This window comes from Nocardioides sp. Iso805N, from assembly GCF_000364605.1.
Taxonomy (GTDB): Bacteria; Actinomycetota; Actinomycetes; order Propionibacteriales; family Nocardioidaceae; genus Nocardioides.
The window spans coordinates 164,202-189,377 of sequence record NZ_KB822579.1 but is presented as its reverse complement, the minus strand read 5'-3'; the positions used below and the strand labels follow the sequence as shown (position 1 = coordinate 189,377).

The 25,176-nt window shown below is 70.1% G+C and carries 14 protein-coding genes; 5 read left to right on the top strand and 9 right to left on the bottom strand.

Annotated features, from left to right (window positions below):
• Positions 1–150 precede the first annotated feature (150 nt).
• Positions 151–345 carry a DUF3046 domain-containing protein gene (locus H036_RS0112870; RefSeq protein WP_017935200.1) on the bottom strand — a complete coding sequence of 65 codons (195 nt, stop codon included), beginning with the start codon at positions 343–345 and terminating at the stop codon, positions 151–153.
• A complete protein-coding gene (locus H036_RS0112865; protein ID WP_017935199.1) occupies positions 345–908 on the bottom strand; it encodes a DinB family protein in 564 nt (187 codons plus the stop codon). The genes H036_RS0112870 and H036_RS0112865 overlap by 1 nt, the downstream gene beginning before the upstream one ends.
• Before the next feature lie 84 nt (positions 909–992).
• On the opposite strand from H036_RS0112865, the gene H036_RS22790 reads away from it, so the two are divergent.
• Genes H036_RS22790 through H036_RS0112850 form a run of 4 tightly spaced genes read left to right on the top strand, consistent with a single transcriptional unit; the run spans position 993 to position 7,625 of the window.
• On the top strand, positions 993–2,090 hold the full coding sequence (locus tag H036_RS22790) for an APC family permease (protein WP_198289971.1): 1,098 nt from the start codon (positions 993–995) through the stop codon (positions 2,088–2,090).
• Positions 2,018–2,308: a hypothetical protein gene (locus H036_RS25730; RefSeq protein ID WP_017935198.1), complete on the top strand. Its 291-nt coding sequence runs from the start codon at positions 2,018–2,020 to the stop codon at positions 2,306–2,308. The genes H036_RS22790 and H036_RS25730 overlap by 73 nt, the downstream gene beginning before the upstream one ends.
• 34 nt (positions 2,309–2,342) lie before the next feature.
• Positions 2,343–6,848, top strand: coding sequence for an Lhr family helicase (locus H036_RS0112855; RefSeq protein WP_017935197.1), 4,506 nt, complete (start codon positions 2,343–2,345; stop codon positions 6,846–6,848).
• Between the two features lie 18 nt (positions 6,849–6,866).
• Positions 6,867–7,625 (top strand): DNA-formamidopyrimidine glycosylase family protein, encoded by a 759-nt coding sequence (locus tag H036_RS0112850; RefSeq protein ID WP_017935196.1) that lies wholly within the window; start codon positions 6,867–6,869, stop codon positions 7,623–7,625.
• 3 nt (positions 7,626–7,628) lie between these two features.
• Here the strand turns inward: H036_RS0112850 and H036_RS0112845 are convergent, their stop codons facing one another.
• Positions 7,629–7,928 (bottom strand): helix-turn-helix domain-containing protein, encoded by a 300-nt coding sequence (locus H036_RS0112845; RefSeq protein ID WP_017935195.1) that lies wholly within the window; start codon positions 7,926–7,928, stop codon positions 7,629–7,631.
• A 47-nt stretch (positions 7,929–7,975) separates the two neighbouring features.
• Positions 7,976–8,500 (bottom strand): CinA family protein, encoded by a 525-nt coding sequence (locus H036_RS0112840; RefSeq protein WP_017935194.1) that lies wholly within the window; start codon positions 8,498–8,500, stop codon positions 7,976–7,978.
• Positions 8,501–8,542: 42 nt separating this feature from the next.
• Between H036_RS0112840 and H036_RS0112835 the strand changes: the two genes are divergently transcribed.
• Positions 8,543–10,339, top strand: coding sequence for a glycoside hydrolase family 15 protein (locus tag H036_RS0112835; RefSeq protein ID WP_017935193.1), 1,797 nt, complete (start codon positions 8,543–8,545; stop codon positions 10,337–10,339).
• Between the two features lie 30 nt (positions 10,340–10,369).
• On the opposite strand, the gene H036_RS24470 is transcribed toward H036_RS0112835, so the two are convergent.
• The 5 genes from H036_RS24470 to H036_RS0112805 form a co-directional block, all read right to left on the bottom strand.
• Positions 10,370–18,340, bottom strand: coding sequence for a putative Ig domain-containing protein (locus tag H036_RS24470; protein WP_017935192.1), 7,971 nt, complete (start codon positions 18,338–18,340; stop codon positions 10,370–10,372).
• A 160-nt stretch (positions 18,341–18,500) separates the two neighbouring features.
• A complete protein-coding gene (pgsA, locus tag H036_RS0112820) occupies positions 18,501–19,109 on the bottom strand; it encodes a CDP-diacylglycerol--glycerol-3-phosphate 3-phosphatidyltransferase (protein WP_017935191.1) in 609 nt (202 codons plus the stop codon).
• A 103-nt stretch (positions 19,110–19,212) separates the two neighbouring features.
• Positions 19,213–20,679 carry a 30S ribosomal protein S12 methylthiotransferase RimO gene (rimO, locus tag H036_RS0112815; protein ID WP_017935190.1) on the bottom strand — a complete coding sequence of 489 codons (1,467 nt, stop codon included), beginning with the start codon at positions 20,677–20,679 and terminating at the stop codon, positions 19,213–19,215.
• A 76-nt stretch (positions 20,680–20,755) separates the two neighbouring features.
• Positions 20,756–22,381 (bottom strand): helix-turn-helix domain-containing protein, encoded by a 1,626-nt coding sequence (locus H036_RS24465; protein WP_017935189.1) that lies wholly within the window; start codon positions 22,379–22,381, stop codon positions 20,756–20,758.
• The gene (locus tag H036_RS0112805; RefSeq protein ID WP_017935188.1) at positions 22,381–24,981 is read right to left on the bottom strand and encodes a DNA translocase FtsK; all 2,601 of its coding nucleotides are present in this window, start codon (positions 24,979–24,981) and stop codon (positions 22,381–22,383) included. Before H036_RS0112805 ends, H036_RS24465 begins: the two co-directional genes overlap by 1 nt.
• Positions 24,982–25,176: the final 195 nt, after the last annotated feature.

The following is a 25,176-nucleotide window of genomic DNA, read 5'->3' as shown; positions in this document are numbered from 1 at the left end:
CATCAAGGCTGGACGCTAGACGGAGCCACCGACAGTTTCCGCATCGGACCTGTGGAGAAGGTCGCTCGCAGCGTCACCTGTGGACTAATCTAGCCCGAACATCTGTTCGACTGACACAACGACTACGGCGTGTCGCCGACTGCGCGAGGGTCAGCGCTGGGAGGCGGGCAGTTGAAGGGCACGCCACACGGCGGCCCAGACCTCCTTGGGTGCATAGCCGCTCTCCAGGGCCTCCTGGGCGGTGCGACCCTCCAGCTCGGCGATGACGTACTGCGAGGCCCACACGCCCGCGTACCCCGGACCGAGTGCGCCCTCCATCCGCGTCCAGAACTCGGTGTGCCGCATCAGGCGCCCCAGGCTGTGCCGTCGACGTCCCAGCGGTGGTGGACCACGTCGTGCAGGTGGTAGCGACCGAGCGTCTCCACCGAGAACTCGCTGCCGTTCGAGCGCAGTCCGCGCCTGCTCCACGCATCCGGAGCCACGGTCTCGTAGAGGTCGGCGACGGCCGCCGCCGCCTCCAGCAGCTCGCCGGCCACGACCGCCGGGTCGGCGAGGTGGTAGCGCTTCTCCCGCGCCGTCGCGTCCTGGTCCCAGTTCGCGAAGTGCGGCGCGTCCTCGGCCAGCATCAGCCGGATCCGCTCGGCGAAGACCAGATGCACATCGCGCACGTGAGCGCCGTACTCCAGCGCGGACCAGGCATCGGGACGCGGCCGGCGGCGTACGTCCTCCTCGGCCAGAAGCCGCTCCCACACCGTGGCGTTGTCACGCACCAGTGGGGCGAACCTGTCGACAGTCATCGACCAGGCCTCGTACCCACACTCCGGACAGGTCTCGGCGAGCACCCACGTCCAGTCCTTGGTGTCGGGCTCGATCTCTATCTCCGGCGAAGTCTCGGCGGCGTCGCTCATGGCTCAACTCTGGCACGAGGACCCCGATGGGCCGCCACCAGGTTTCTCGCGAAACTGTCGGTCCCGACCGCTAGCGTCACGACCGTGACCGCTCCGACCAGCCCCACGGCGCTGCCCGCCGGCATCTCCGTCGTGCAGGGCACCGCTCTGACCCTTGGTGCGGTGCTCGGCACAGGCGTGATCTCGCTGCCCGCCCTCGCTGCGGCCAAGGCCGGGCCCGCCTCGCTGCTCGCGTGGGGCGCGCTGCTGGTCGTGTCGGTGCCCCTCGCGGCGACCTTCGCGGCGCTCGGGGCCCGGCATCCGGGCGGCGGCGGTGTGACCACCTACGCACGGCTCGCCTTCGGCGACAGCGTCGCTACCGCGCTCGGCTGCGCCTTCTACCTGACGATCGGCATCGGCGCCCCGGTCGCGGCGGGCTTCGCCGGAGCATACGTCGCCGACGAGCTGGGTCGCGGCCGTGGCACGACACTGCTGGTGGCAGCGGCGATCATCGCGATCGTCACCACGCTGAACTGGTTCGGCATCAGACTCTCGGCCCGCGTGCAGCTGGCGATCGCCGTCATCCTCGCGGCGGTGCTCGCCGTGACGGTGCTGATAGCGCTCCCCCACGCCCGGAGCGCCAACCTGCACCCCTTCGACCCGCACGGCTTCCACGGGGTTCTCGCGGCCGTGGGCGCGCTGGTCTGGGCGTTCGCCGGTTGGGAGATCATGGCCTCGGTCACGGGTGAGTACGAGCATCCGACCCGCGACATCCCCCGGGCCGCGGCTGCCACGCTCGCCATCGTCGCGGTGCTCTACCTCGGCGTCGCGTTCGCCACCACGGCTGTGCTCGGCGACCATCCGGGCCAGGCGCCGCTGTCAGCACTGCTCGTCACAGGCGTGGGCGAGGTCGCCCGCCCGATCATGACGGTGGTCGCCCTGCTATTGACCGTCGGCACGATGAACTCCTACTTCGCCGGGGCCGCCCGCCTCGGTGCCGCGCTGGGCCGCGAGCGCTCGCTGCCGAGCTGGGCCGCGAGCGCTCGCTGCCGAGCTGGCTCCACCAGACCGGTGAGCCGCGTCGCTCCTTGCTCGTCGTGGCCGTCCTTGGCCTCGGCACCCTCGCCGTCATGGCCGTGTCCGGCGCGAGCACGGAGAAGACGCTGCTGGCGACGACAGGAGCCTTCGCCGTCGCCTACCTGATCGCGACAGCGGCCGCGGTCAGGCTGCTGCCGCGCGGCTCCTGGGGCTGGTGGGCAGCCTCGGTCTCAACACTCGCTTCGGTCGGGTTGGTGATCGCCACCGGATGGGCGGTGGCGGTGCCGCTGGCCGTCGGTCTTGCCGGCGCGATCTGGGCGTGGCTGCGCAACCGCGCTCCGGCCGCGCCGCTTCCTCCTGCCTCGCCGCCGGGGCTCGGCTGAGCCGGCGGCGCCAGGCTGCTGGTTGGATGGAGACATGGCGGAGCCGGTTGCTACTGATCCCCTGAGCGGCTTCAGTGCGCCCACGCGGGAGTGGTTCACGGCTGCCTTCGCGGCGCCGACACCCGCACAGGCCGGTGCCTGGCAGGCGATCCGCGCACGAAGGCATGCCCTCGTGGTCGCCCCGACCGGCTCGGGCAAGACCCTGAGCGCGTTCCTGTGGTCGCTCGACCGCCTCCTCAGCTGCCCGATGCCAGCCAAGGCCGACCGGTGTCGAGTTCTCTACATCTCGCCGCTCAAGGCGCTGGCGGTCGACGTGGAGCGCAACCTGCGCGCACCGCTGACCGGCATCGGTCACACGGCTGCCCGGCTTGACATCGAGGTGCCCGAGCTCCGAGTCGGTGTCCGCTCCGGCGACACCCCGGCCGCGGACCGTCGCCGTCTCGTCACCACGCCACCAGACATCCTGATCACCACCCCCGAGTCGCTCTTCCTGATGCTCACCAGCCAGGCGCGCGAGATGCTGCGCAGCGTCGAGACGGTGATCATCGACGAGGTGCACGCCGTCGCAGGCACCAAGCGTGGTGCTCACCTCGCGCTGAGCCTGGAGCGTCTCGACGCCCTGCTCGAGACCCCCGCCCAGCGGATCGGACTCTCAGCGACCGTCCGTCCGCTGGAGGAGGTCGCCCGCTTCCTCGGTGGATCGGCGCCGGTCGAGATCGTGGCGCCGCCATCCGCCAAGGAGTGGGACCTGCGCGTCGTGGTGCCGGTGGAGGACATGACCGCCCCGGAGGAGTACGACGACAGCCCCGATGCCGACCCACAGCGCTCATCCTCGATCTGGCCCCACGTCGAGGAGCGCGTCGCCGACCTGATCGCCGAGCATCGCTCCACGATCGTCTTCGCCAACTCCCGCCGGCTCGCGGAGCGGCTGACCGGTCGACTCAACGAGATCGCGACCGACAGGCTCGGCGAGACGACGGTCGTCGCCAAGGCGCACCACGGCTCTGTCTCGAAGGAGCAGCGTGCTCTGATCGAGGACGACCTCAAGCGCGGACGGCTGCCGGCGGTGGTGGCCACCAGCAGCCTCGAGCTCGGCATCGACATGGGCGCCGTCGACCTGGTCGTCCAGATCGAGTCGCCGCCCAGTGTCGCCAGCGCACTCCAGCGCGTCGGTCGCGCCGGCCACCAGGTCGGCGAGGTGTCTCGCGGCGTGCTCTTCCCCAAGCACCGCGGCGACCTCGCTCAGACGGCGGTCGCCGTGGAGCGCATGCGTTCTGGCCAGATCGAGGCCCTCGGTGTGCCTGCGAATCCGCTGGACGTGCTCGCCCAGCAGGTCGTCGCCGCAACGGCCCTGGATGCTTGGCACGTCGACGAGCTCTTCGACCTGGTTCGACGGGCCGCGCCGTTCACCGGCCTGCCTCGCAGCGCCTACGACGCCACCCTGGACCTGCTCGCAGGTCGCTACCCGTCGGATGAGTTCGCAGAGCTGCGTCCGCGGATCGTGTGGGACCGCGTCGCGGGCACGCTCACCGGGCGGCCCGGAGCGCAGCGACTCGCTGTGACCAGCGGAGGCACCATTCCCGATCGCGGTCTGTTCGGTGTCTACCTGGTCGGCGGCGAGTCGACAGCCGGCGGCAAGCGGGTCGGCGAGCTCGACGAAGAGATGGTCTACGAGTCGCGGGTCGGTGACATCTTCGCCCTGGGAGCCACCAGCTGGCGGATCGAGGACATCACCCACGACCGCGTGCTCGTCTCGCCCGCCCCGGGGATTCCGGGACGACTGCCTTTCTGGAAGGGCGACACCCTCGGTCGGCCCGCCGAGCTGGGCGCCGCGATCGGCGGCTTCACCCGCGAGCTGGCCGCGCTTCCGGCGGCCAAGGCGACCGACCGGGTGATGGCCAACGGACTCGACGAGTGGGCCGCTGGCAACCTGGTCGGCTATCTGCACGAGCAGCTCGAGTCGACCCGCGTGCTGCCCAGCGACACCAGCATCGTGGTGGAGCGGTTCCGCGACGAGCTCGGCGACTGGAGGCTGGTCGTGCACAGCCCCTACGGCACCCCTGTGCACGCCCCGTGGGCGCTGGCGATCAACGCGCGCCTGCGAGAGCGGTACGGCGTCGACGGGCAGGCGGTCGCCTCCGACGACGGCATCGTGGTGCGCATCCCGGACACCGAGTCGGAGCCTCCGGGCGGCGACGTCGTGGTGTTCGGCGCCGACGAGATCGAGGACCTGGTCACCACCGAGGTGGGCGGGTCCGCCCTGTTCGCCTCGCGCTTCCGGGAGTGCGCAGCCCGCGCCCTACTGCTGCCGCGTCGCGACCCCGGTCGTCGCTCTCCGCTGTGGCAGCAGCGCCAGCGGGCGGCGTCGCTGCTGGAGGTGGCCGCCCAATATCCGAGCTTCCCGATCGTGCTCGAGGCGGTGCGTGAATGCCTGCGCGACGTCTACGACCTGCCCGCCCTGGTCGGTCTGCTCGGCCGGATCGAGCGCCGCGAGGTCCAGGTCGTCGACGTCGCGACGCCCCAGCCTTCGCCTTACGCGCGCAGCCTGCTGTTCGGCTACGTCGCGCAGTTCATGTACGAGGGCGACTCCCCCATCGCCGAGCGTCGGGCCGCAGCACTCTCCCTCGACCAGGGCCTGCTCGCGGAGCTGCTCGGCCGCGCCGAGCTGCGCGAGCTGCTCGATCCGGACGTGCTCGCCGAGGTGGAGACCGAGCTGCAGCGCACCGCACCCGATCGACGGGCACGCGACGCGGAGGGGGTGGCCGACCTGGTGAGGCTGATCGGTCCCCTGCGCACGGACGAGGTGCTTGAGCGCAGCACCCCGGACGCGCCCGTCGCCGACTGGTTGGAGACCCTGCGTGACCAGCGCCGGCTCGTCGAGGTGCGGATGGCAGGCGAGCCGCGCTGGGCGGTCGTCGAGGACGTCGGCAGGCTGCGCGACGGCCTCGGCGTACCTGTCCCGCCGGGCACGCCGGCGACCTTCGCCGAGCCGGTCGAGGATCCGGTCGGCGACCTGGTCTCCCGGTTCGCCAGGACGCACGGTCCGTTCACCGCTGAGCAGGTCGCCGACCGGCTCGGCGTCGGCGTGGCGGTAGTGCGACACACCCTGCAGCGACTTGCGGCACGTGGACGGGTGCTCGACGGCGAGTTCCGCCCCGGCGGCTCCGGCACCGAGTGGTGCGACGCCGATGTGCTGCGCACCCTGCGACGCCGTTCGCTGGCACGGCTGCGACACGAGATCGAGCCGGTCGAGCCGACCACCCTGGCGCGCTTCCTACCAGCGTGGCAGCGGGTCCCCACCGGTTCCTCTGGCCGCGCGCGTGGGCTGCGCGGTGTCGACGGCGTGCTCAGCGTCGTCGAACAGCTCGCCGGCGCACCCGTCCCGGCGAGCGCGCTGGAGCCACTCGTCCTCGCTTCCCGCGTACGCGACTACGAGCCGTCCTACCTCGATGAGCTGACCGCGTCCGGTGAGGTGCTGTGGGCCGGCCACGGTGCGCTGCCGGGAAGCGACGGCTGGGTCTCGCTCCACCTGGCCGACAACGCCGACCTCACCCTGCCCGAGCCGCAGCCGTTCGACCACAGCGAGCTCGCGGAGCGGCTCCTGGAGGCGCTCTCGCCCGGTGGCGCCTGGTTCTTCCGACAGCTCTCCGACGCCGTCGGTGCCCAGGACGACGCAGCGCTCAGCGCGGCCCTGTGGGCGCTGGTCTGGGCGGGCCGGGTCGGCAACGACACCGTGGCCCCGCTGCGTGCCCTCACCCGCACCGGTACGCCGTCGCACCGCAGCCGGCGACCGCCGCCGCGCACCCGGCTCGCCGGCAGCCGAGCGCGGATGCCCGTCCGCACAGGCCCGCCGGAGACGTCGGGCCGCTGGACCCTGCTGCCCGAGATCGACACGGATCCGACCCGCCGCGCGCACGCGGCCGCCGAGCGGCTGCTCGACCGCCATGGCGTGGTCACCCGCGGTGCCGTCACCGCCGAACGCGTGCCGGGAGGCTTCGCCGCCGTCTACAAGGTGCTCTCCGCATTCGAGGAGTCCGGCCGCTGCCGCCGTGGCTACTTCGTGGAAGGGCTCGGTGCGGCACAGTTCGGCACCGCAGGTGCCGTCGACCGCATGCGCACCTTCGGCACCGTCGCCGACGACACCAAGCCGGAAGCCGTCTGCCTGGCGGCCACGGATCCGGCCAACCCCTACGGCGCAGCCCTCGGCTGGCCGCCAGCCGGGGACGGCGAGGGACACAAACCGGGCCGCAAGGCCGGTGCCGTGGTGTTGCTGGTCGACGGTGCGCTGACCCTCTACGTCGAGCGCGGCGGTCGCACGTTGCTCTCCTGGACCGAGGACGAGGCCTCGCTGACGGCGGCCGTGGCTGAGCTCGCGTCCGCCGTACGGCGGGGCGCGCTCGGACGGCTGACAGTGGAGAAGGCCGACGGAGCGCCGCTGCTGGGGTCGGGCAGCACTCCGCTGCGGCAGGCGCTGCAGTCGGCCGGCTTCGTCGCGTCCCCGAAGGGGCTGCGACTGGGCGCGGAGCGGCCGGGCCGATGAGCCATCGGGAGGTGTCGGGTGCCCGAAGGTGACGCCGTCCTACGTACCGCACGACGACTCGACGCCGCGCTGGCCGGTGCCGTGCTCACTCGCACCGACTTCCGGGTGCCCCGCCACGCGACGGTCGACCTCAGTGGCCAACCGGTGCAAGCGACCCTCGCCCGCGGCAAGCACCTGCTCACCCGCATCGGCGCCGACTGGACGCTGCACACCCACCTGAAGATGGAAGGCTCCTGGGCGACCCTCCGTCCGCGACAACGCTGGCCCAAGGCGCCGCACCTGGCGAGGGTCGTGCTGGAGACCCAGTCCGCGCAGGCCGTCGGCTTCCAGCTCGGCATCGTCGAGCTGGTCCCCCGATCCGAGGAGGCCGCGACCTTCGCCTACCTCGGGCCTGACCTGCTCGGCCCGGACTGGGACGAGGACGAGGCCGTCCTGCGGCTCCGGAAACATCCCGACCAGCCGGTGTTCGACGCCCTGCGCGACCAGCGCAACCTCGCCGGGATCGGCACGATGTGGGCGGCCGAGGTGTGCTTCACCATGGGCGTGCACCCCGAGACGCCGGTGCGCGCGGTGCCGGACCTGCTGCGAATGGTGCGCGTCGCTCAACTCAAGCTGGACCAGGCGGTGACGAAACGTCCGGCTGTCAACGCCGTCTACGGGCGCGGCCATGCCACCTGCCTGCGCTGCGCCACCCCGATCCAGCGGATCGAGATGGGTGAGCAGGGCAGGTTGCGACCGGCGTACTTCTGCCCGTCGTGCCAGCCCCTGAAGGGCTGAGCGTCAGGCGGCCGAGGCGACCACGTCGCCCGCGGTGCGCACCGGGATCCGGGTCGGCAGCGTGGCCGCCTCCTCGATCATGACCGCGTCGGAGACCTCACGCAGCACGGCCCCGAGACTGACGTCGAGTGCCATGCACAGTGAAGCCAGCAGCTCCGAGGAGGCTTCCTTCTGGCCGCGCTCGATCTCGGAGATGTAGCCCAGACTCACCCGGGCCTCGGCCGACACCTCGCGGAGGGTCATGCCGCGCTCCACACGCTGGGCGCGGAGCACATCACCGAGCACCCGCCGGAACAGCACCATCGGCTTGCCTCCTGTGTTCGACCGTCCATCGCTGTGGTGGGACAACGCTACCTGAGTGCCCTTGATTCCCGTCGCACCTCTTCGGTCAAGACCGATTCGAGCGCGGCGAGAGCGCGTTGACACGTCTGTGCCTGGATGGTCGGCCGGTCACCGTCGAGGTTGAGCTCAATCGCCTCGACCAGTCCCGGCCCGGCGATGCCGACGTAGACCGTTCCGACCGGCTTGCCCTCCTGCACCGTCGGCCCGGCGACACCCGTGGTGGCCAGCGCCCAGGTCGCCCCGGTCAGACCGCGGACACCGGTGGCCATCGCCGAGGCGCACTCCGCGGAGACGACGCCGTACTCCTCGACCAGCTGCTCGGAGATCCCGAGCAGCGAGATCTTCACCTCGGTCGCGTAGCTGACCACGCCACCGAGGTAGGTCGCCGAGACTCCCGGCACGTCGGTGATCAGCGCCGCGAGCCGTCCGCCGGTGAGTGACTCCGCCGTCGCCAGCGTCTCGCCCCCCGCTCGCAGCGCGAGGAAGACCCGGGTCGGCAGGGCCGGCTCGGGCGTCCCAGGCTGCTCGGGCATACCCCGATCCTAGGGCTTCTCACAAGCCCGTACGCTCGCGTCATGGCTTTGCCCATCGAGGAGTATGCGCTGATCGGCGACCGGCGGACGGCCGCCCTGGTCGGCACCAACGGGTCGATCGACTGGCTCTGCCTGCCGAGCTTCGACAGCGGCGCCTGCTTCGCCGGCCTGCTCGGCACCGACGATCACGGCCACTGGCAGCTGCGCCCCAGCGACCAGCACACGATGACACGCCGCTACGTCGGCTCCTCGACCGCACTGGAGACCACTTTCACCACCGACTCCGGCGTGGTGACGCTGACCGATGTGATGCCCGAGGGCGACGGGCAAGCAGATGTGGTGCGGATCCTGCGCGGCGTCCGCGGAACCGTCACCATCGAGCACGAGTGGCTGGTGCGGCCCGACTACGGCGCGATCCTCCCCTGGGTACGCCGGCGCTCGATCCACGGCCAGCACGTCATCACCGCGATCGCCGGCCCCGACATGCTGGTGCTGCGCGGGCCGCGGCTGCCTCGCGCGGCCGACCACCGGCACACCGACCGGTTCGACGTGCACGCCGGCGAGGAGCTGGTCTTCATCACCACCTGGCTGCCGTCGTACGCCCAGCTCGACGGTTTGGAGGACCTCGGCGGCGTGCTCGCCGCGGTGGATCGCACCATCGCCGCCGACCAGGAGTGGGCGGACAGGTGCACGGCGCGGGTGCCGCACCGCGACGTGGTGCTGCGCTCGCTGATGACGCTCCGGCTGATGACCGACTCGCAGAGCGGAGGCATCGTCGCGGCCCCGACGACATCTCTGCCCGAGGACTTCGGCGGCGTACGGAACTGGGACTACCGCTACTGCTGGCTGCGCGATGCCGCGCTGACCACCTCCAGCCTGATCCAGGCGGGGTACATCGACGAGGCCAACCTGTGGCGCAACTGGCTGCTGCGCGCGGTGGCCGGCGACCCGCAGGACCTGCAGATCATGTACGGCGTCGACGGGCGCCGCAGGCTGCCCGAGAGCACCCTGGACCACCTGCCGGGCTACGCCGACTCGCGGCCGGTCCGGATCGGCAACGCGGCCGTCAACCAGTTGCAGCACGACGTCCTCGGCGAGGTGATGGACGCGCTCGAGCTGGACCGCGAGGCCGGTGCCAAGCCCGACGCCAACGCCTGGTCCCTGCAGCGCGCGCTGGTCGCCGAGCTGGCCCTGCACTGGCAGGAGCCGGACCACGGCCTGTGGGAGATCCGCGGCGAGAAGCAGCAGTTCACCCACTCGCGGGTGATGATGTGGGTCGCCTTCGACCGCGCTGTGCGCGCCATCGAGAAGTACGACCTCGAGGGCCCGGTCGAGGAGTGGCGAGCGATCCGCGACCGGATCTGCGAGGCGGTCCTGACCACCGGGTACGACGCCGAGCGCAACACCTTCGTGCAGCACGAGGACACCACCGAGGTCGATGCCGCGCTCTTGATGCTGCCGCTGGTCGGCTTCCTGCCCGGCGACGACCCCCGCATCATCGGCACCATCGAGGCGATCGAGCAGGATCTGTTCCGCGACGGCCTGGTGATGCGCTATCGCACCCAGTCCGGCGTCGACGGGCTGCCGGGGGACGAGCACCCCTTCCTGGCCTGCTCGTTCTGGCTTGTGTCCGCCTATGCCGCCGCGGGACGGCTCGAGGACGCGCACGCGCTCTTCGACCGGCTGGTCGGTCTGACCAACGACGTCGGCCTGCTCGCCGAGGAGTATGACCCCGGCCGGAGGCGGATGGTAGGCAACTTCCCGCAGGCCTTCAGCCACCTGGCACTGATCCAGGCGGCCTTCGCGCTCGCTGACGCCGAGGGCCCGACCGGTCGGTGACGGGCCGGGCCCTCGGGCCGCGCTGGGTTCCTAGCGCTTGACCCTGATCGTCGTGGTGACGGTCGTGGCCGATGAGGTCGCGTCGCCGCTGAAGGTGATCCGGATCTTGTGCTTGCCCGGCTTCACCTTCTTCAGCTTGACGGTGACCTTGCCGTTCTTCAGCAGGCCGGTGCCCTTGATCCCGCTACCGCGGATCGTGATCCTGCCGGTGTGCTTGGCGCCGTTGGCGGAGGTGACAGTGACCGTGATCTGCGCCTTGCCGTGCTTGGCCCTGATCGTCTTCTTGACCACCTTCACCTTCACCTTCACCGCGACCGGGTGACTCGGGTGGCCGGTCGGATTGCCGGTCGACTTCGCCTTGACGGTCCAGTTGAGCGACGTACCCACGCTGTGCGAGGCGCTGTCGGTGACCGTGATCGTCGCCGCGCCCGAGCCGGCGGCCGTGGGCTTACCGCTGATCACGCCGGTCGTGTCGTTGATCGACACACCCGCCGGGAGACCCGTCGCCGAGAACGTGTACGGCGCGGTGCCACCCGAGGCCGACGCCGTCACCGAGGTGATCGCCGTCCCGGCCGTCCAGCTCTGGCTCGGGATGGAGCCCACCGCCAGCGGGACCGGAGCCGCTGCCACGGTCCAGCTGAGCGAGGTCCCGACAGATCCGGCGGTCGGAGAGGCGCTGTCGGTGACGGTGACCGTCGCCGCGCCCGAGCCGGCAGCCGTCGGCGTACCGCTGATCACGCCGGTCGTGTCATCGATCGACACACCCGCCGGGAGACCCGAAGCCGAGAACGCGTACGGCGCGGTGCCACCCGAGGCCGACGCCGTCACCGAGGTGATCGCCGTCCCAGCCGTCCAGCTCTGAGCCGACAGGCTGCCGAGCTGCAGGGCCACGGGGGCGGCGGTCACGTTCAGGGTGAACGTCGTGCTGCTGGTGTCGAACGCGCTGTCACCGCTGTAGGTCGCGGTGATCGTGTGCGCGCCCGCCGTGAGCGTGACCGAGGCCAGCGAGAGCGTGGCGACGCCGTCGTCGCCCACCGGGGCGGTGCCGAGCACCGTGCTGCCGTCCTTGAACTCCACCGTGCCGGTCGGCGTGGAGCTGCCCGACACGGTGGCCTCGATCGAGCCGGAGCCGGCCGTCACGGCCTGCGTCGCCGCAGTCACCGTGCTGGTCGCCTTCGGCAGACCGAGCGGCACGATCACCTTGGTGCCGGTGTGGTTACCCACGACGACCAGGTCGCCCGTGGCGTCAGTAGGCAGCGTGACGCTCACCGAGGCGGTCCCCCGGTCGTCGTACGGCTGCGTGGAGTTGCCGTGCGTGACCGCGAACGTGCCCAGGACGGTGTTGCCGAGCTTGACGTCGACGCTGGTGTCCTGCGTGTCGCCGGCGGTGTTGGCCGCGCTCTTGCCCGTCATGTCCAGCGAGGCGAGGTTGAAGGCCACCGTGTCACCCGGCTGGTACGTCGACGGCGCGTCGGGGGCGAAGGTGACCTCGACGCCACGCTGGCTGTCGTCGACCGGCAGCGCGGTGGTGCTGTACCCCTTCATGTAGTCCACCTGCGCTTGCAGGTCGGTCTGCTCGGTGTCCTCCTGGTGGGTGCCCTTGGCCAGCTCCCAGAAGTTGTCACCGCCCGTGGCGAGGAAGGAGTTGACCGTGACGCTGTAGGTCTGGTCGGGGTCGATCGGCGCGCCGTTGAGCCACATGCCGTCGATCACGCCCAGCTTCGCGCCGCTGTGCACGGGGTCGGCGACCTCGTGGTAGGTGTAGGTGAAGCCCTTGCTGATCCCGAGCTTCAGGAACGGGCGGGCCGGGATGTTGGCGTGGCTGTTGTCGATGTTGTCGCGCGACCACTGCTCCTCGAGCACCGTCTTGATCTGGTCACCGGTGAGCGACATGTTGGTCAGCTCGTTGGCGAACGGCTGGACATCCGCCGCTGCCCGGTAGGTCAGGTCACCCGAGCCGTCACTGCTCGTCCCCTCCAGGTCGGCACGGAGGCCACCGGGGTTCATGAAGGCGATCTGCGCGGGACCGTTCGCCGACGACACGTAGCCGGTGGCGTCGTCACCCGAGGTGGCCCAGCGCTGGATCTCGGCGATCTGGTTGCCGAGTGTGGACTCACCGCCGCGGTTCTCGGTGCCGTCGCTGAGACGGGCACGGTCGAACGGCCCGCCGAGCTTGCCGAGCACCTGGGCACCGGCGGTGGCCGAGGCCGTGACGGCGGCGTCGACGATCGACTTCACCGCTGCGTCGTCCGGCGCACTGAACAGCGTGCTCACCGGACCCTTCACCCCCACGATGTTCGAGGTCACCGCCGTCGGGGTGCCGTTGGCATCGAAGGAGTAGACCAGCTGGTCGAGCGCCACGCCGTAGGAGCCTGCCTGCATCACCGGACGAGTGGTCAGCGGGTTGCTCGCCGTCGCGCCCTTCGGCATGGAGCAGCTGTACTCGAGGTGGGTGTGACCGGAGAGGACGGCGTCGACGTTGTCGCTGACGCCGTTCAGCTCCTGGGCGAACGAGCCGCCGGCCGACGTCACCGTCGAGCAGTCGGTCGAGGCCGCACCCTCGTGGGTGAGCAGCACCACGATCTGGTCTCCGGACGCCTTGAGCTGGGCGGCGTTCTGGTTGATCGCGGCGATCGTGTCCGCCTCGTCATCGACGTGGATGCCGGCGAGGTTGGCCGGGCTCTCCAGCGACACGAGGTCCGGGGTGACCGTCCCGACGAAGCCGATCTTGATCGGCTTGCTCGCATCCAGCGGGTTCGCGATGGTGAACGACTTGGTCGCCGGAGCGATCGTGTCGCCGGCCTTCAGCGGTCCGCTGCCGTCGGGGTCGGTCGCGTAGGTGACGTTCGCCGCCAGGTACGGGATGCCGTCAGGGTCACCGGTCGTCGCCGCCGGCCCGAATGGGTTGGTGGTGGCGTCGTACGGCTTCATCAGCCGGTTGACGAGGTCCTTCCACCCCACGTTGTTCGCCCCGAGCGACGACTGCCCGTCGAACTCGTGGTTCCCGACCGTGGAGACATCCAGGCCCAGGCTGGTGAGCGCGTCCAGGGACGGCTTGTCGTGCGCGGTGAACGACTCGAACGTCGAGGCACCGACGTTGTCACCGCCCGAGACGAACAAGGTCTTGTCCGCGCCGTACTGGTCCCGCAGCTCGTCGACCGCACCGCCGAGCGCCGCGGCGCCGCCGTCGCTGGAGTCGGCGATCAGCCGGCCGTGGAAGTCGTTGACGCCCACGAGCTGGACGTCGGTCACCTTGGCTGCGTTCGCGTTGTCGAGTGCCGGAACATCGACGCCCATCACCATCGGGTTGTGGTCCGAGCTCCGGAACGGCGTGGCGACAGCCAGGTCCTGCGCGTACGTCGGGTTCGTCGGGATGGACGAGCCCGGCGTGCTGCCGTAATAGAAGTCCGTCGCGTTGGTGTTGAACCGGCCGAAGTCGTAGGCGTCGGTCTCGTTGGCGTTGATCTCCCACACGTCGGCGCCGGTGAACATCGACTTGAAGCCGGCGGACATGAACTCGTGGTCGATCGAGCCGACGGTGCCGTAGCCGACCTCGTCGGTGCCGCTGGTGCCGCTGGTGTTCGGCGTGGCGACGTGGAGGGCGCCACTCGAGTCCAGACCGACGTTGACGTCCGAGGTGTAGTTGTAGGTGAGGTCGCTGGGGTCGCTGGAGGAGATGAGCGAGAAGTTCAGCGCACCCATGCCGTTGCTCGGGTCGGTCTTCGAGGAATCGAGGACCGCCTTGATCGGGTCCTCGTCGGTGTAGGAGTTGAAGTCACCGACCATGAGCACCTTGTCGGTGTTCCACTGCGCGGCGAACTGGTTGGCGAAGCGGACCAGCTCCTGCGCCTCCTTCGTGCGCGCCGTGTTGTAGGCGCCCACGAGCGGGTCGGACTTGTTGTCCCCCGTGACGGTGATGCCCGGGTCGTCGCTGGTGGAGGTGCCACCCTTGGACTTGAAGTGGTTCACGATGACCGCGAAGCCGTCCGAGTTCGGGTAGCCCTTCGGCTTGAAGAACTGCGCCAGTGGCTCCCGAGCCAGGTCGAACGGCGTCGCGCCGTTGTAGGTCGGCTGCGCGTTGTTGCCTGCGTTGTCGGGGCTCAGCGGGTTCGCCGGGAAGTCGATGTCGGAGGGGCCGACCGGGACGATGGTCGCTTTCTTGTAGATGAAGGCCGGCCGGATGACGTCCTGGCCCGAGGCGTAGGAGCACGCCGAGTTCGCCAGCGACGCCGCGTTTCCGTCGATGTTGCTGACACCGTCACCGCGCAGGATGGAGCACATGTGCACCATCGAGGTGGCATCCGTGGCCTCCTCCGGGCTCTTGACGTAGGCCCACACGTTGCTGCCGGCGGCGTCGTTGAGCTTGTGCACCAGGTAGCTCAGCGCGGCGTCGCGATTGGCGATCGGCGTGCCCTGACCCTGGTCCTTGAGGTTGCTCAGGTCCGGTGATAGCGGGCTGTTGGTGATGCCCTGCTTGAGCTTGTTCGGGTTCTCGATCTCCTCCAGCGAGATGATGTCGGCGCCGGAGCCGTGGTTGACCGCGTGGGAGTCGATGCCGCCCAGGCCGTTGATCGCGGTGACGATCTTGGCGGTCTGGCGGTCGAGATCCTCCTGCCGCGCAGCGCCACGGGGAGCGTTCGTCACACCGGCCTTGTAGGCCGTCGGAGTGCCCGACACCGGGTCCCAGGCGCTGGCCTGGCCGTACGGCGAAACGCACTGGAAGGTCAGCTCACGATTGCCGGCACGGTCGTAGTCGTACTGGCAGCCCTTCGTGGTCGACGACGTCACGCCTGCCGCCGAGTTGCCGATGGCCGGGTTGTCGTCCGCGAACGCCTCACCCGTCTCGGTGAAGTAGTTCTCCACGTTGAAGGTGGCGACGCGGAGGTTCGACGTCTTGCCACCCGCATTGATGTTGGCCGGGTCCGGTGCGGCGTTGTCCGCGCGGGTGTCCTCGAAGTTCACCACGTCGGTGCCGAGGTCGGGCGTCCCCTCGGTCGCCGTCGTCCCCGGCGTACCGATGACGGCGCGCTCCGGCTGCAGGTACCACTTGCCGGGGCGGGTGGCAGCGGTCTGCGACAGGTCCGGCCAGAAGCCGAGGATCAGCGCGTGGCCGGCGGGCGCGGTGACCTGGGCGCCGACACGGGCCGAGTGGGTGGCGTCCATGTAGGGCAGCGGGATGGCGCTGTTGCCGCTCTTGCTGGGGTTGTAGTGCGTGCTGCTGGCCAGGAAGAACGTGTTGGTGCCGTCGCCGAGGAAGTAGCCACGGTTGACGATGTCCGTCTCCGCGTCCTGGACGCACGAGGTCTGCGCCGTGGTGCAGACCTCCGTCGGCTGGACCAGCGGCTGGTCCCCGCTGGCCACCCCGAGCTCACCGTCGGACTCGTAGTCGTAGGTGTCGGTGACCACCGTGTCGGTGGGTGCGTAGGCCTCCCACTCATGTGCCTCCCGGTCGGCGTACGTCGCCGGCAGGCTTGTCTGCACCGTGACCGACCCCAGCGAGGCGCCCAGCTTGTGGGTGTTGGCCACCGTCGCGGTGATCTCCGTGGCGGTCTCCGTCGAGGCGGCGCTGGCTGCCTTGTACTCGCTGACCGTGCCGCTCACCTTGACCGAGTCACCCACGGTGATGCCGGCGCCGTTGGCGTCCTTGCCCGTGAAGGCGGTGCCGCTGTAGAAGACGAAGATGGCCTCCGAGGAGGTCGAGGTGGCCACGTCTGCGGCCGGGGTCTGGATCACGAAGCCGGACAGACCGCTGTTGGCCGTGCCCAGGGTTGCGGCGGTGCCGGTGCCCGAGTAGCCCTTGTCCCACACCGCGGTGACGACGCCTTCGGTGGTGACCGTCTGACCGGCACCCGTACCCGAGGAGGGCGCGTACGCCGAGCGCTGGCCGGCACCCTGGATGGTGGCGATCGAGGTGACGTCGGCTGTGACGGTGATGGTGAAGGTGACGTCGATCGTGCTCGAGTCGTCGTTGTTGGTGACGGTGACGGTGACCGGGGTCGCCTGCTGGGTTGCCGCCGGGATACCGGTGATCTCACCGGTCGTGGGGTTCAGCGACAGGCCCGCGGGCAGCGTGCTGCCCGACTTGAGCGCGAAGCCGTACCCGTTGGTGTTCGCCGGCGACGCCGCGATCTGGATGTCGGCGGCGCTCCCCTTGTCCAGGGTCTGGTCGCCGGGATTGGCGACGAGGAAGCTGCCGACGGTGAGCTTGAAGGTCACCGATGCCACGTCGTTGAGGGAGTCGGTCGCCTTGGCGGTGATGGTGGAGGTGCCGGCGGCCGTCGGGGTGCCGCTGATGACGCCGGTGTGCGCGTCGACCGAGATGCCCGCGGGTGCGCCGGTGAGGCTGTAGGTGATGGCGCCGACTCCCCCGCTGACGTCGAGGTTGACCGGCGTCATGGCCTGGTTGGTCAGCGCGGTCCGGTCGGTGACCGAGGCGAGCCTCAGCTCCGGCTGGGTGTCACCGTTGGAGTTGATCGCGTAGGGAGCGATGGTGGTGAAGTCGGTGCCGTTGTTGTTGGTGTCGGTGCCGACAGGCGAACGCAGCGCGGCCGTGGTCCCGCCCGTCACCTTGCCGGAGACGGCGCCCTCGTAGGCGAACGGCGCGTAGCCGGTGGACACGCCGTAGCCGAGCGCATCGATCACGTGCGCAGCACCGGTCAGGTCACCGGTCGGCATCGTGAACGGGTCCTGGGTGTCGATCAGCGCGACCGTGCCGTCGGCGTAGTGCCAGATGTTGGTGTCCGTGCCGTCGGTGAAGTAGTCGTCCGGGGCCGGCAGGTCGACGCCGCTGGTGCCACCGCTGGAGGACGAGCCCGCGATCAAGTAGAACGAGTGCGCCGGGACGGTGCCACTGAGGTTCCCCTGCTTCGTCGCGGCTGGCGTCCCGGTGTTGGTGCTGTTGTTGGATCCCAGGTAGGCGATCGAGTCGCCGCTGAGGTCGACGCTGTTGTCGGTCGGGTTGTAGAGCTCGATGAAGCTGTTCTTGTACGCCGAGCCGTTGTAGCCGCCGTCGCCCCAGACCTCGGCGATCACCACGTGGTTGGCCGTGTCCCCATCGGTCACCGTCAGGGTGAAGTCCTGCTTCTCGGTGTCAGGGGTGGCCGCGCTGTCGGTGACCTTCGCCGTCAGGTGGTAGGTGCCCGCCGCGCTCGGCAACCCTGAGATGACACCCGAGGCGGACATCTTCAGCCCGCTGCCGTCGACGTCCCCGGAGAGGCCGTACGTGTAGGGCGCTGTGCCACCCGAGGCGCTCAGCGTGATCGGGGCGATCGGGGTGTTGCGATACGCGGCCTTGTCGCCGACGGCCGCCAGCGCCAGCGGGCTGCTGGTCGAGCCGCCGCCGTCGCTCGTCGAGGAGTTCTGCGGAGTCGCGGGGCCGACCGTGAAGTCCTTCGAATTGTCGTCGGTGTCGTCGTGGGTGGCGTTCCGCGAGATCGACGTGGCATTGGCCGGATTAGGCGCAACTGCCGTCTCGTACTGGTTGGCTGCGTTCGAGCCGACCATGTCGACGACGTTGGACCCTGGGCTCGCCCCTGCGGCCAGCTGCGCGGACGTCAGAGCCGTCGTGGAATTGACCAGGAACACCTTTCCACCGGCCGCTCCGATCGCGGCACTGCCGGTAGCGTCGGGGGCCGGAAGGCTGGTCGTTCCGCCGGTGCCTGCGCTCTCCTGGATCAGGTAGTAGGACTGCGCCGGAACGCTGCCCGCGAGCGCGGTCAGGCCGGGATTCGCCCCGGTCGTCGCGATCGAAGTCCCGGTGGCCGAGGTGTACTGAACGCTCCAACCGCTCACGCTGATCGCGGCGTCGGTCGGGTTGAACAGCTCGATGAAATCGTTCTTGTATGTCGAGCCGCTGTTCCCACCCCCGCCGTACACCTCGTTGATGACCAGGTGCGTGGCCCCGGCCGCGTGCGCGGCCGGGAGTGTCATGACCTGCAACCCGGCGGCAGCGACGGTGCCGCCCAGGACGGCGCCGACTGCGCGGCGTACGGCGAGCTTCAAGAGGTTCTCCCCAGCTGGTGCGAATAGACGCAGCGGGGAGGACCTGGCCTTTACCCCGACCCGAGGGAACCTAGCCTGAGAGAACCCCGAGAGAACCCCTCACAAAGGTGAACGTCATTCGACATTTACCCGACGGTAACGCGGGGGCGCCGAGTCGCGCTCAGCGCAGGTTGGCGCGCTGGCGCCAGATGCTCGCGTAGAACTGAGCACCGGACCAGAACGTGAGCACGACCGCGACTGCCAAGCAGATCTCGAAGCCGGCATGGAGCACCTGGCCGGGGACGTCCCACCAGTCGGCGGCGTCGGGATCGCGGAGGGGCAGCACCAGACCACCCAGCGCGATGGCCTGGATGAAGGTCTTCCACTTGCCGAGGGTGTCGGCAGCGATCACGATCTTGGAGGCGACGGCGAGCCGGACGAAGGTGACGCTCCACTCCCGGATCAGCACCAGGATCGTCACCCACCACCACACCTCGCCGACGATCGAGAGGCCGATGAACGCCATCCCGGTGATCGCCTTGTCGGCGATCGGGTCGGCGATCTTGCCGAAGTTCGTGATCAGGTTGTGCTTGCGGGCCAGATCGCCGTCGATCTTGTCGGTCACCATCGCGACGAAGAAGATCGCCCACGCGACCAGCCGCCACTTCGCCGAGTCGCCGCCGTCGATCAGCAGGGCCCAGGCGAAGAACGGGACCAGCACGATCCGCAGTGTGGTCAACACGTTGGGCACGTTCCAGTTGCTGGGCTGTGCGGCCTGGGTCTCGGTCACGGGCGGGGCCTGTCTCTCAAGTCGGCGCCTTGGCGAGCGTCGTCCGGTGCGTGCGATGGCAAGGCGCCTTCCGGCTTGGGAGACATGCCCCAGACCCTAGCGGTCAGACCTGGGCGGTCAGGTCGACGCCCTCGCTGGCCACGACCACAGCGCGAACCAGATCGCCGCGTCGTACGCCGGCGATGTCGCCGACGAGGGTGGTCATGCCATCCACGTCGGGTCCCTGGTGAGCGGCACGGCCGACGATCTCGTCGCCGTCGACCTCCTCGACGAGCACCTCGACAGCCTCGCCGATCCGCTCCTCGGCCCGCTGCGAGGTGAGCTCCTCGACCAGCGCACTGACGTGTGCCGCACGGGCTGCGACCTCGTCCTCGTCGAGCTTGTCGGTGAACCCGGCGGCCTCGGTGCCGTCCTCGTCGGAGTAACCGAAGACGCCGGTGACGTCGAGTCGGGCGGCCTCGAGGAAGTCGCAGAGGATCTCCAGGTCCTCCTCGGTCTCTCCCGGGAAGCCGACGATCACGTTGGACCGGACGCCCGCGTCGGGCGCCAGCTGCCGGACCTGGTCCAGCAGTCCGAGGAAGGAGCCGGGATCGCCGAAGCGCTTCATCCGGCGCAGCACCGCGTTGGAGGCGTGCTGGAACGAGAGGTCGAAGTACGGCGCGACACCCGGCGTCGTGGCGATCGCCTGGATCAGACCGGGCCTGGTCTCGGCGGGCTGGAGGTAGGACACGCGCACCCGCTCGATGCCGTCGACCGCGGCCAGCTCGGGCAGCAGCGACTCGAGCAGCCGCAGGTCACCGAGGTCCTTGCCGTAGGAGGTGGAGTTCTCCGAGACCAGGAAGAGCTCCTTGACGCCCTGCTCGGCCAACCAGCGAGCCTCGTGCAGCACGTCGCTCGGCCGACGCGAGACGAAGGAGCCGCGGAAGCTCGGGATGGCGCAGAAGGTGCAGCGCCGGTCACAGCCGCTGGCCAGCTTCAGCGGCGCCCACGGGGCGTCGTCGAGGCGGGCGCGGACAGCGGAGAAGTCCTTCATCGCGCCGCCGAGCATGCCCGTCACCACCGCGGAGGCCGCATCGGTCGTCGCGTCGCCCATGCCGGGGACCGAGATCGTCGAGGCGTCGCGCTCGACCGGGCTGATCGGCAGCAGCAGCCGCCGGTCGGATGGCGTGTGCGCCTCGTGATGGCCACCGGCGACGATGGCGCGCAGCTTGGCTGCGATGTCCGGGTAGTCGTCGAAGCCGAGCACCGCGTCCGCCTCGGGCAGCGAGTCAGCGAGCTCCTTGCCGTAGCGCTCGGCCATGCAGCCGACCGCGACCACGGCCTGGGCCTTGCCGCCGTGGTTGGCAGAGGCCTTGAGGTCGGCTGCCTCGAGCAGCGTGTCGACGGAGTCCTTCTTGGCCTGCTCGACGAAGCCGCAGGTGTTGACCACCACGGTGTCGGCATCGGCGGGGTCCGCGACGAGGCGGAAGCCGCCCGCCTGGAGACGACCGGCGAGCTCCTCGGAGTCGACCTCGTTACGGGTGCACCCGAGGGTCACCATGGCCACGGAAAGCAGTTGATCGGTCGTCATCGCACATCGAGTATGACGCGCGAGAGGGCCTCGCGGCTATTCGCGAGGCCCTCCCGATGCCGATATCAGGCGTGGTTCAGTCGGCGGTGTAGGTCTTCTGCGCCGACTTGCCGATGGTCCCGATCGCAGCAGCCTTGCTGCCCTTGATCGAGACGGCCAGCGAGCCGTCGGAGGTCTGCACGCGCACGGGCGGCGAGACCTTCAGCGACTTGCTCTGGCCGAAGGCCAGGTCACCGGTGAAGACGACTGTCCCAGAGCTGTCCCGGACGACGACCTGGGCGCCACCGCCTGCGGCCGTGAGCACGACCGGCACCGGAGCGGCGCTCTTGCCGTACGGGCTGGTGGTCCCCGCGGAGCCGCTGTCGAGGCTGATCTGCGGAGCCGGCGAGGCGGGCGAGCCCGCCATCACCAGACGGGCCACGGACCAGACCAGGACCACGCCCATCACCGCCGCGACGAGCACGGACCAGTTGGGTCCGCCACGCATGGGGCGCAGGCCGCCGCCATGGCTGCTGGCCAGCTCCGCCTCGAACACCGCACGGGCATCGACCGGCGCATGCGCATAGGTCGCGTCGTACTCGGCGAGCAAGGGGGCCGAGTCGACGCCCAGCACCCGCGCGAGGGTGCGCAGGTGACCACGGGCGTAGAAGTCGCCGCCGCACGGAGCGAAGTCGTCGACCTCGATCGACTCGATCACGTGCGGCCGGATCCGGGTGCGCCCGGCGAGCTCGTCGACGCTCAGGCCGACCCGTTCGCGGGCCGTGGCCAGCTTGGGGCCGATGACGGGGTCAGCTGCCGGGATGATGCCCGAGTCGACCAGGTCGTCGAAGACGACCTGGTGCTCGACCTCGGGGCTCATCCGGACGAACTGAGTCACGTCCGACGCCTGCGCCGCGGGCATGTCCGCACTGCCGACGACCTCGGCACGCACGGCCACGGTGGGCTCGCGCAGCGGGCTGGGTGTCGCGCTGGGGCGCACGATGGTCACGGTCGGCTCGGCGACGTTCTCCAGTCCACCCTCGAGGCCACCGTCGGTGACGTTCTCGAGTCCACCCTCGAGCCCACCGTCGGCGGTACGCTCCAGTCCACCCTCCAGGCCACCGTCTTCGTCGGCCGCGTAGGCGGCGATGAGGGGTCGCTCGGCGGTGTCGGACAGGTCGGAGACGTCGGCGTTGGCGTCGGCCAGGCTCGGGTCGATCTCGACGACGTCGACCTCGACAGGGGCCAGCGCGAGCAGGGTGTCGGTCAGGCCCTCGTCCGCACCCACCACGGTCGTCCCGAGCCCGAGCGGTACGGCGAACGGCGCGCCGTACAGCCGCTCAGCGAGCCGACCCAGCCGCAGTGCGGTGCCGGAGAGGCCGTCGAGCTGGGCGGCGTTGTCGACCGGCAGCACGGTGAGCCGCCCGTCGCGCCACCAGCCCTTCGGACCGGCCGGCCGAGGCTGGTGCTCGACCTCGTCGATCTCGCTCCAGGGCAGACCGCGCCAGGTGCGGCCCAGCCGCATCCGGACACCGTGCTCGTCCACGACGGCCAACGGCGTGCGGGCGTCCCAGGCGAGCCAGGCATGTGCCAGACCGAGCAGGAGCAGCAGCGCGCCGACGAGGACCGAGCCCCCGCCGCGCAGGACGAAGCCGATCCCGAGCAGCAGCGCGGCTACCGCGAGCACCGCCGCGAGCCGGGTGTTGCGTCGTACCTCGACCATCACATCTCTCCCTGAATGGTGGCGATCACGCTGTCGATCTCGTCGGGCTTGACGAGCACGTCTCGGGCCTTGGAGCCCTCGGAGGGACCGACCACGCCGCGGCTCTCCATGATGTCCATGAGTCGTCCGGCCTTGGCGAAGCCGACACGCAGCTTGCGCTGCAGCATCGACGTCGAGCCGAACTGCGTGGAGACGACCAGCTCGATGGCCTGCACGACCAGGTCGAGGTCGTCGCCGATGTCGTCGTCGAGCACCCGCTTGGACTCAGCGGGCGCGGTGACGTCCTCGCGATAGGTCGGCTCGAGCTGGCCCTTGACGTGCTTGACGACCTGCTCGATCTCGCTGTCGCCGACCCACGAGCCCTGCACACGGATCGGCTTGGAGGCACCCATGGGCAGGAACAGGCCGTCGCCCTGACCGACCAGCTTCTCCGCACCTGGCTGGTCGAGCACGACGCGCGAGTCCGCCAGCGACGAGGTCGCGAAGGCGAGACGCGAGGGCACGTTCGCCTTGATCAGGCCGGTGACGACATCGACCGAGGGTCGCTGCGTCGCCAGGATCAGGTGGATGCCCGCCGCACGCGCCAGCTGGGTGATCCGCACGACCGACGACTCGACGTCACGCGGGGCGACCATCATCAGGTCGGCAAGCTCGTCGATCACGACCAGCAGATAGGGGTACGGCGAGAGCACGCGCTCGCTGCCCGGCGGCACCTCGACCTTGCCGGCCCGGACCGCCTTGTTGAAGTCGTCGATGTGCCGGAAGCCGAAGTTGGCCAGGTCGTCGTACCGCATGTCCATCTCGCGGCACACCCACTCCAGCGCCTCGGCGGCCTTCTTCGGGTTGGTGATGATCGGGGTGATCAGGTGCGGGACGCCCTCGTAGGCGGTCAGCTCGACCCGCTTGGGGTCGACCATGATCATCCGGACCTCGTCCGGGGTGGAGCGCATCAAGATGCTGGTGATCATCGAGTTGATGAACGACGACTTGCCCGAGCCGGTGGCACCCGCCACGAGCAGGTGCGGCATCTTGGCCAGGTTGGCGACGACGAAACCGCCCTCGACGTCCTTGCCGAGCCCGACCACCATCGGGTGGGTGTGGCTGCGCGCCGCGTTCGAGCGCAGCACGTCGCCGAGCGAGACGATCTCCTTGTCCCGGTTCGGGATCTCGACACCGACCGCGGACTTGCCCGGGATCGGGCTGAGGATGCGCACATCGGCCGAGGCGACTGCATAGGCGATGTTCTTCTGGATGCCGAGGATCTTCTCGACCTTGACGCCCGTGCCCACCTCGACCACGTAGCGGGTCACGGTCGGACCACGGGTGTAGTCGGTGACGCGGGCGTCGATGCTGAACTCGTCGAGCACCGACTGCAGCCGGTCGACGACGTCGTCGCTGGCCTTGGATCGGGGCTGGTGCGCGTCGCCGGCCTTGAGCACCGAGCTGTCCGGCAGCGTGTAGGTGATGTCGCCGGAGAGGGAGAGCTGCTCGACCCGCTGCGGCAGCTGGGCGTGCGGCGGCGGCTCGAGCTGGGCCTTCTCGGCCTTCTCGGGCTGCCTCTCCTTGGCCGGGATCTTCTTCAGCCTCGGGTTGGTGCGCTCGCGGCCGTCCTCGTCGTCCTCGTCGAAGCCGGTCAGCCCGGCGCCGGCGACCATGCCCGCGGCGACGACGGAGTCGTCGAACAGGTCGATGCCGACGTCACCGGACAGCGCGTCCACGCTGCTGAACTCCTGCGCGAGGTCCAGCGCGTCGCGGTCGCGTGCGTCCTGGTCATCGAGCTTGTCGACACGCTTGCCGCGCTTCCGCTTGGGCGTCGCCTTCGGCTCGTCGAGCACCGGGGTGTCGTACGCCGGCACCTCGATCCGGCTGTCGGTCTCGTCGGCGAAGAGCTTGGCGGAGCGGCGACGACGCGGCTTGCCCTCGTCGAAGAGCTCCTCGTAGGGCTCCTCGTCGTCGTGCTCTAGGCCCAGCGCGCGGTCGCGGAACTCAGCGAGCCGGCTCGGCACCTGGTAGAGCGGGGTGGCGGTGATGACCAGCACGCCGAAGAAGGCCAGCAGCACCAGCAGCGGGACCACGACCAGGTTGGAGCGGAGCAGGTCGAGCAGGAGGCTCGCCACGACGTACCCGATGGCGCCACCGGCGGCCTGCAGGTCGGTGGAGTCGCCGTTGACCGGCTGCGGGTTGCCGTTGGCGATCTGGACGATGCCCAGGACACCGAGGGCCAGCGCCGACCAGCCGACCACCTGGCGCCCGACCGGTCCGCCCTTGAGCGGGTCGCGCATCGTGCGCACGCCGACGTAGACCAGGCCGAGCGGCACCAGCCAGCCGACCTTGCCGACGCTGCCGGCGACAGCGACGCGGGTGATGTGGAAGACCCGACCGCTGAGCTGGAACCACACGGCGGCCACGACCACGACCGACATGGCCAGCAGGAAGAGGCCGACGCCGTCGCGGCGGTGCTCGGGCTCGAGCTCACGGGCGGTGTGCCCGACGCTGCGCGTCACCGCACCGACGCCGCGGGCGATACCCATCCAGATCGTGACGATCAGCCGGGCGATCCCGTCGAAGAGTCGCGCGACCGGTCCACGCCCGTTGCGCACGGCACGTGGTGCCGGACGCGCGGCGGGACGGCGTGCGGAGCTCTTGCCGCGGCTGTTGCCGCGTGCAGGAGCCTTGGAAGCGGCACGGGTGGTGCCGGTACTCCGGGGGCGCGGGCCTGTGCCAGTCGAGGACGACGTGCTGGTGTTCCGCGAACCCGGCGGGGAAGACGTACGGGTCGCCATAGTCAGCACCCT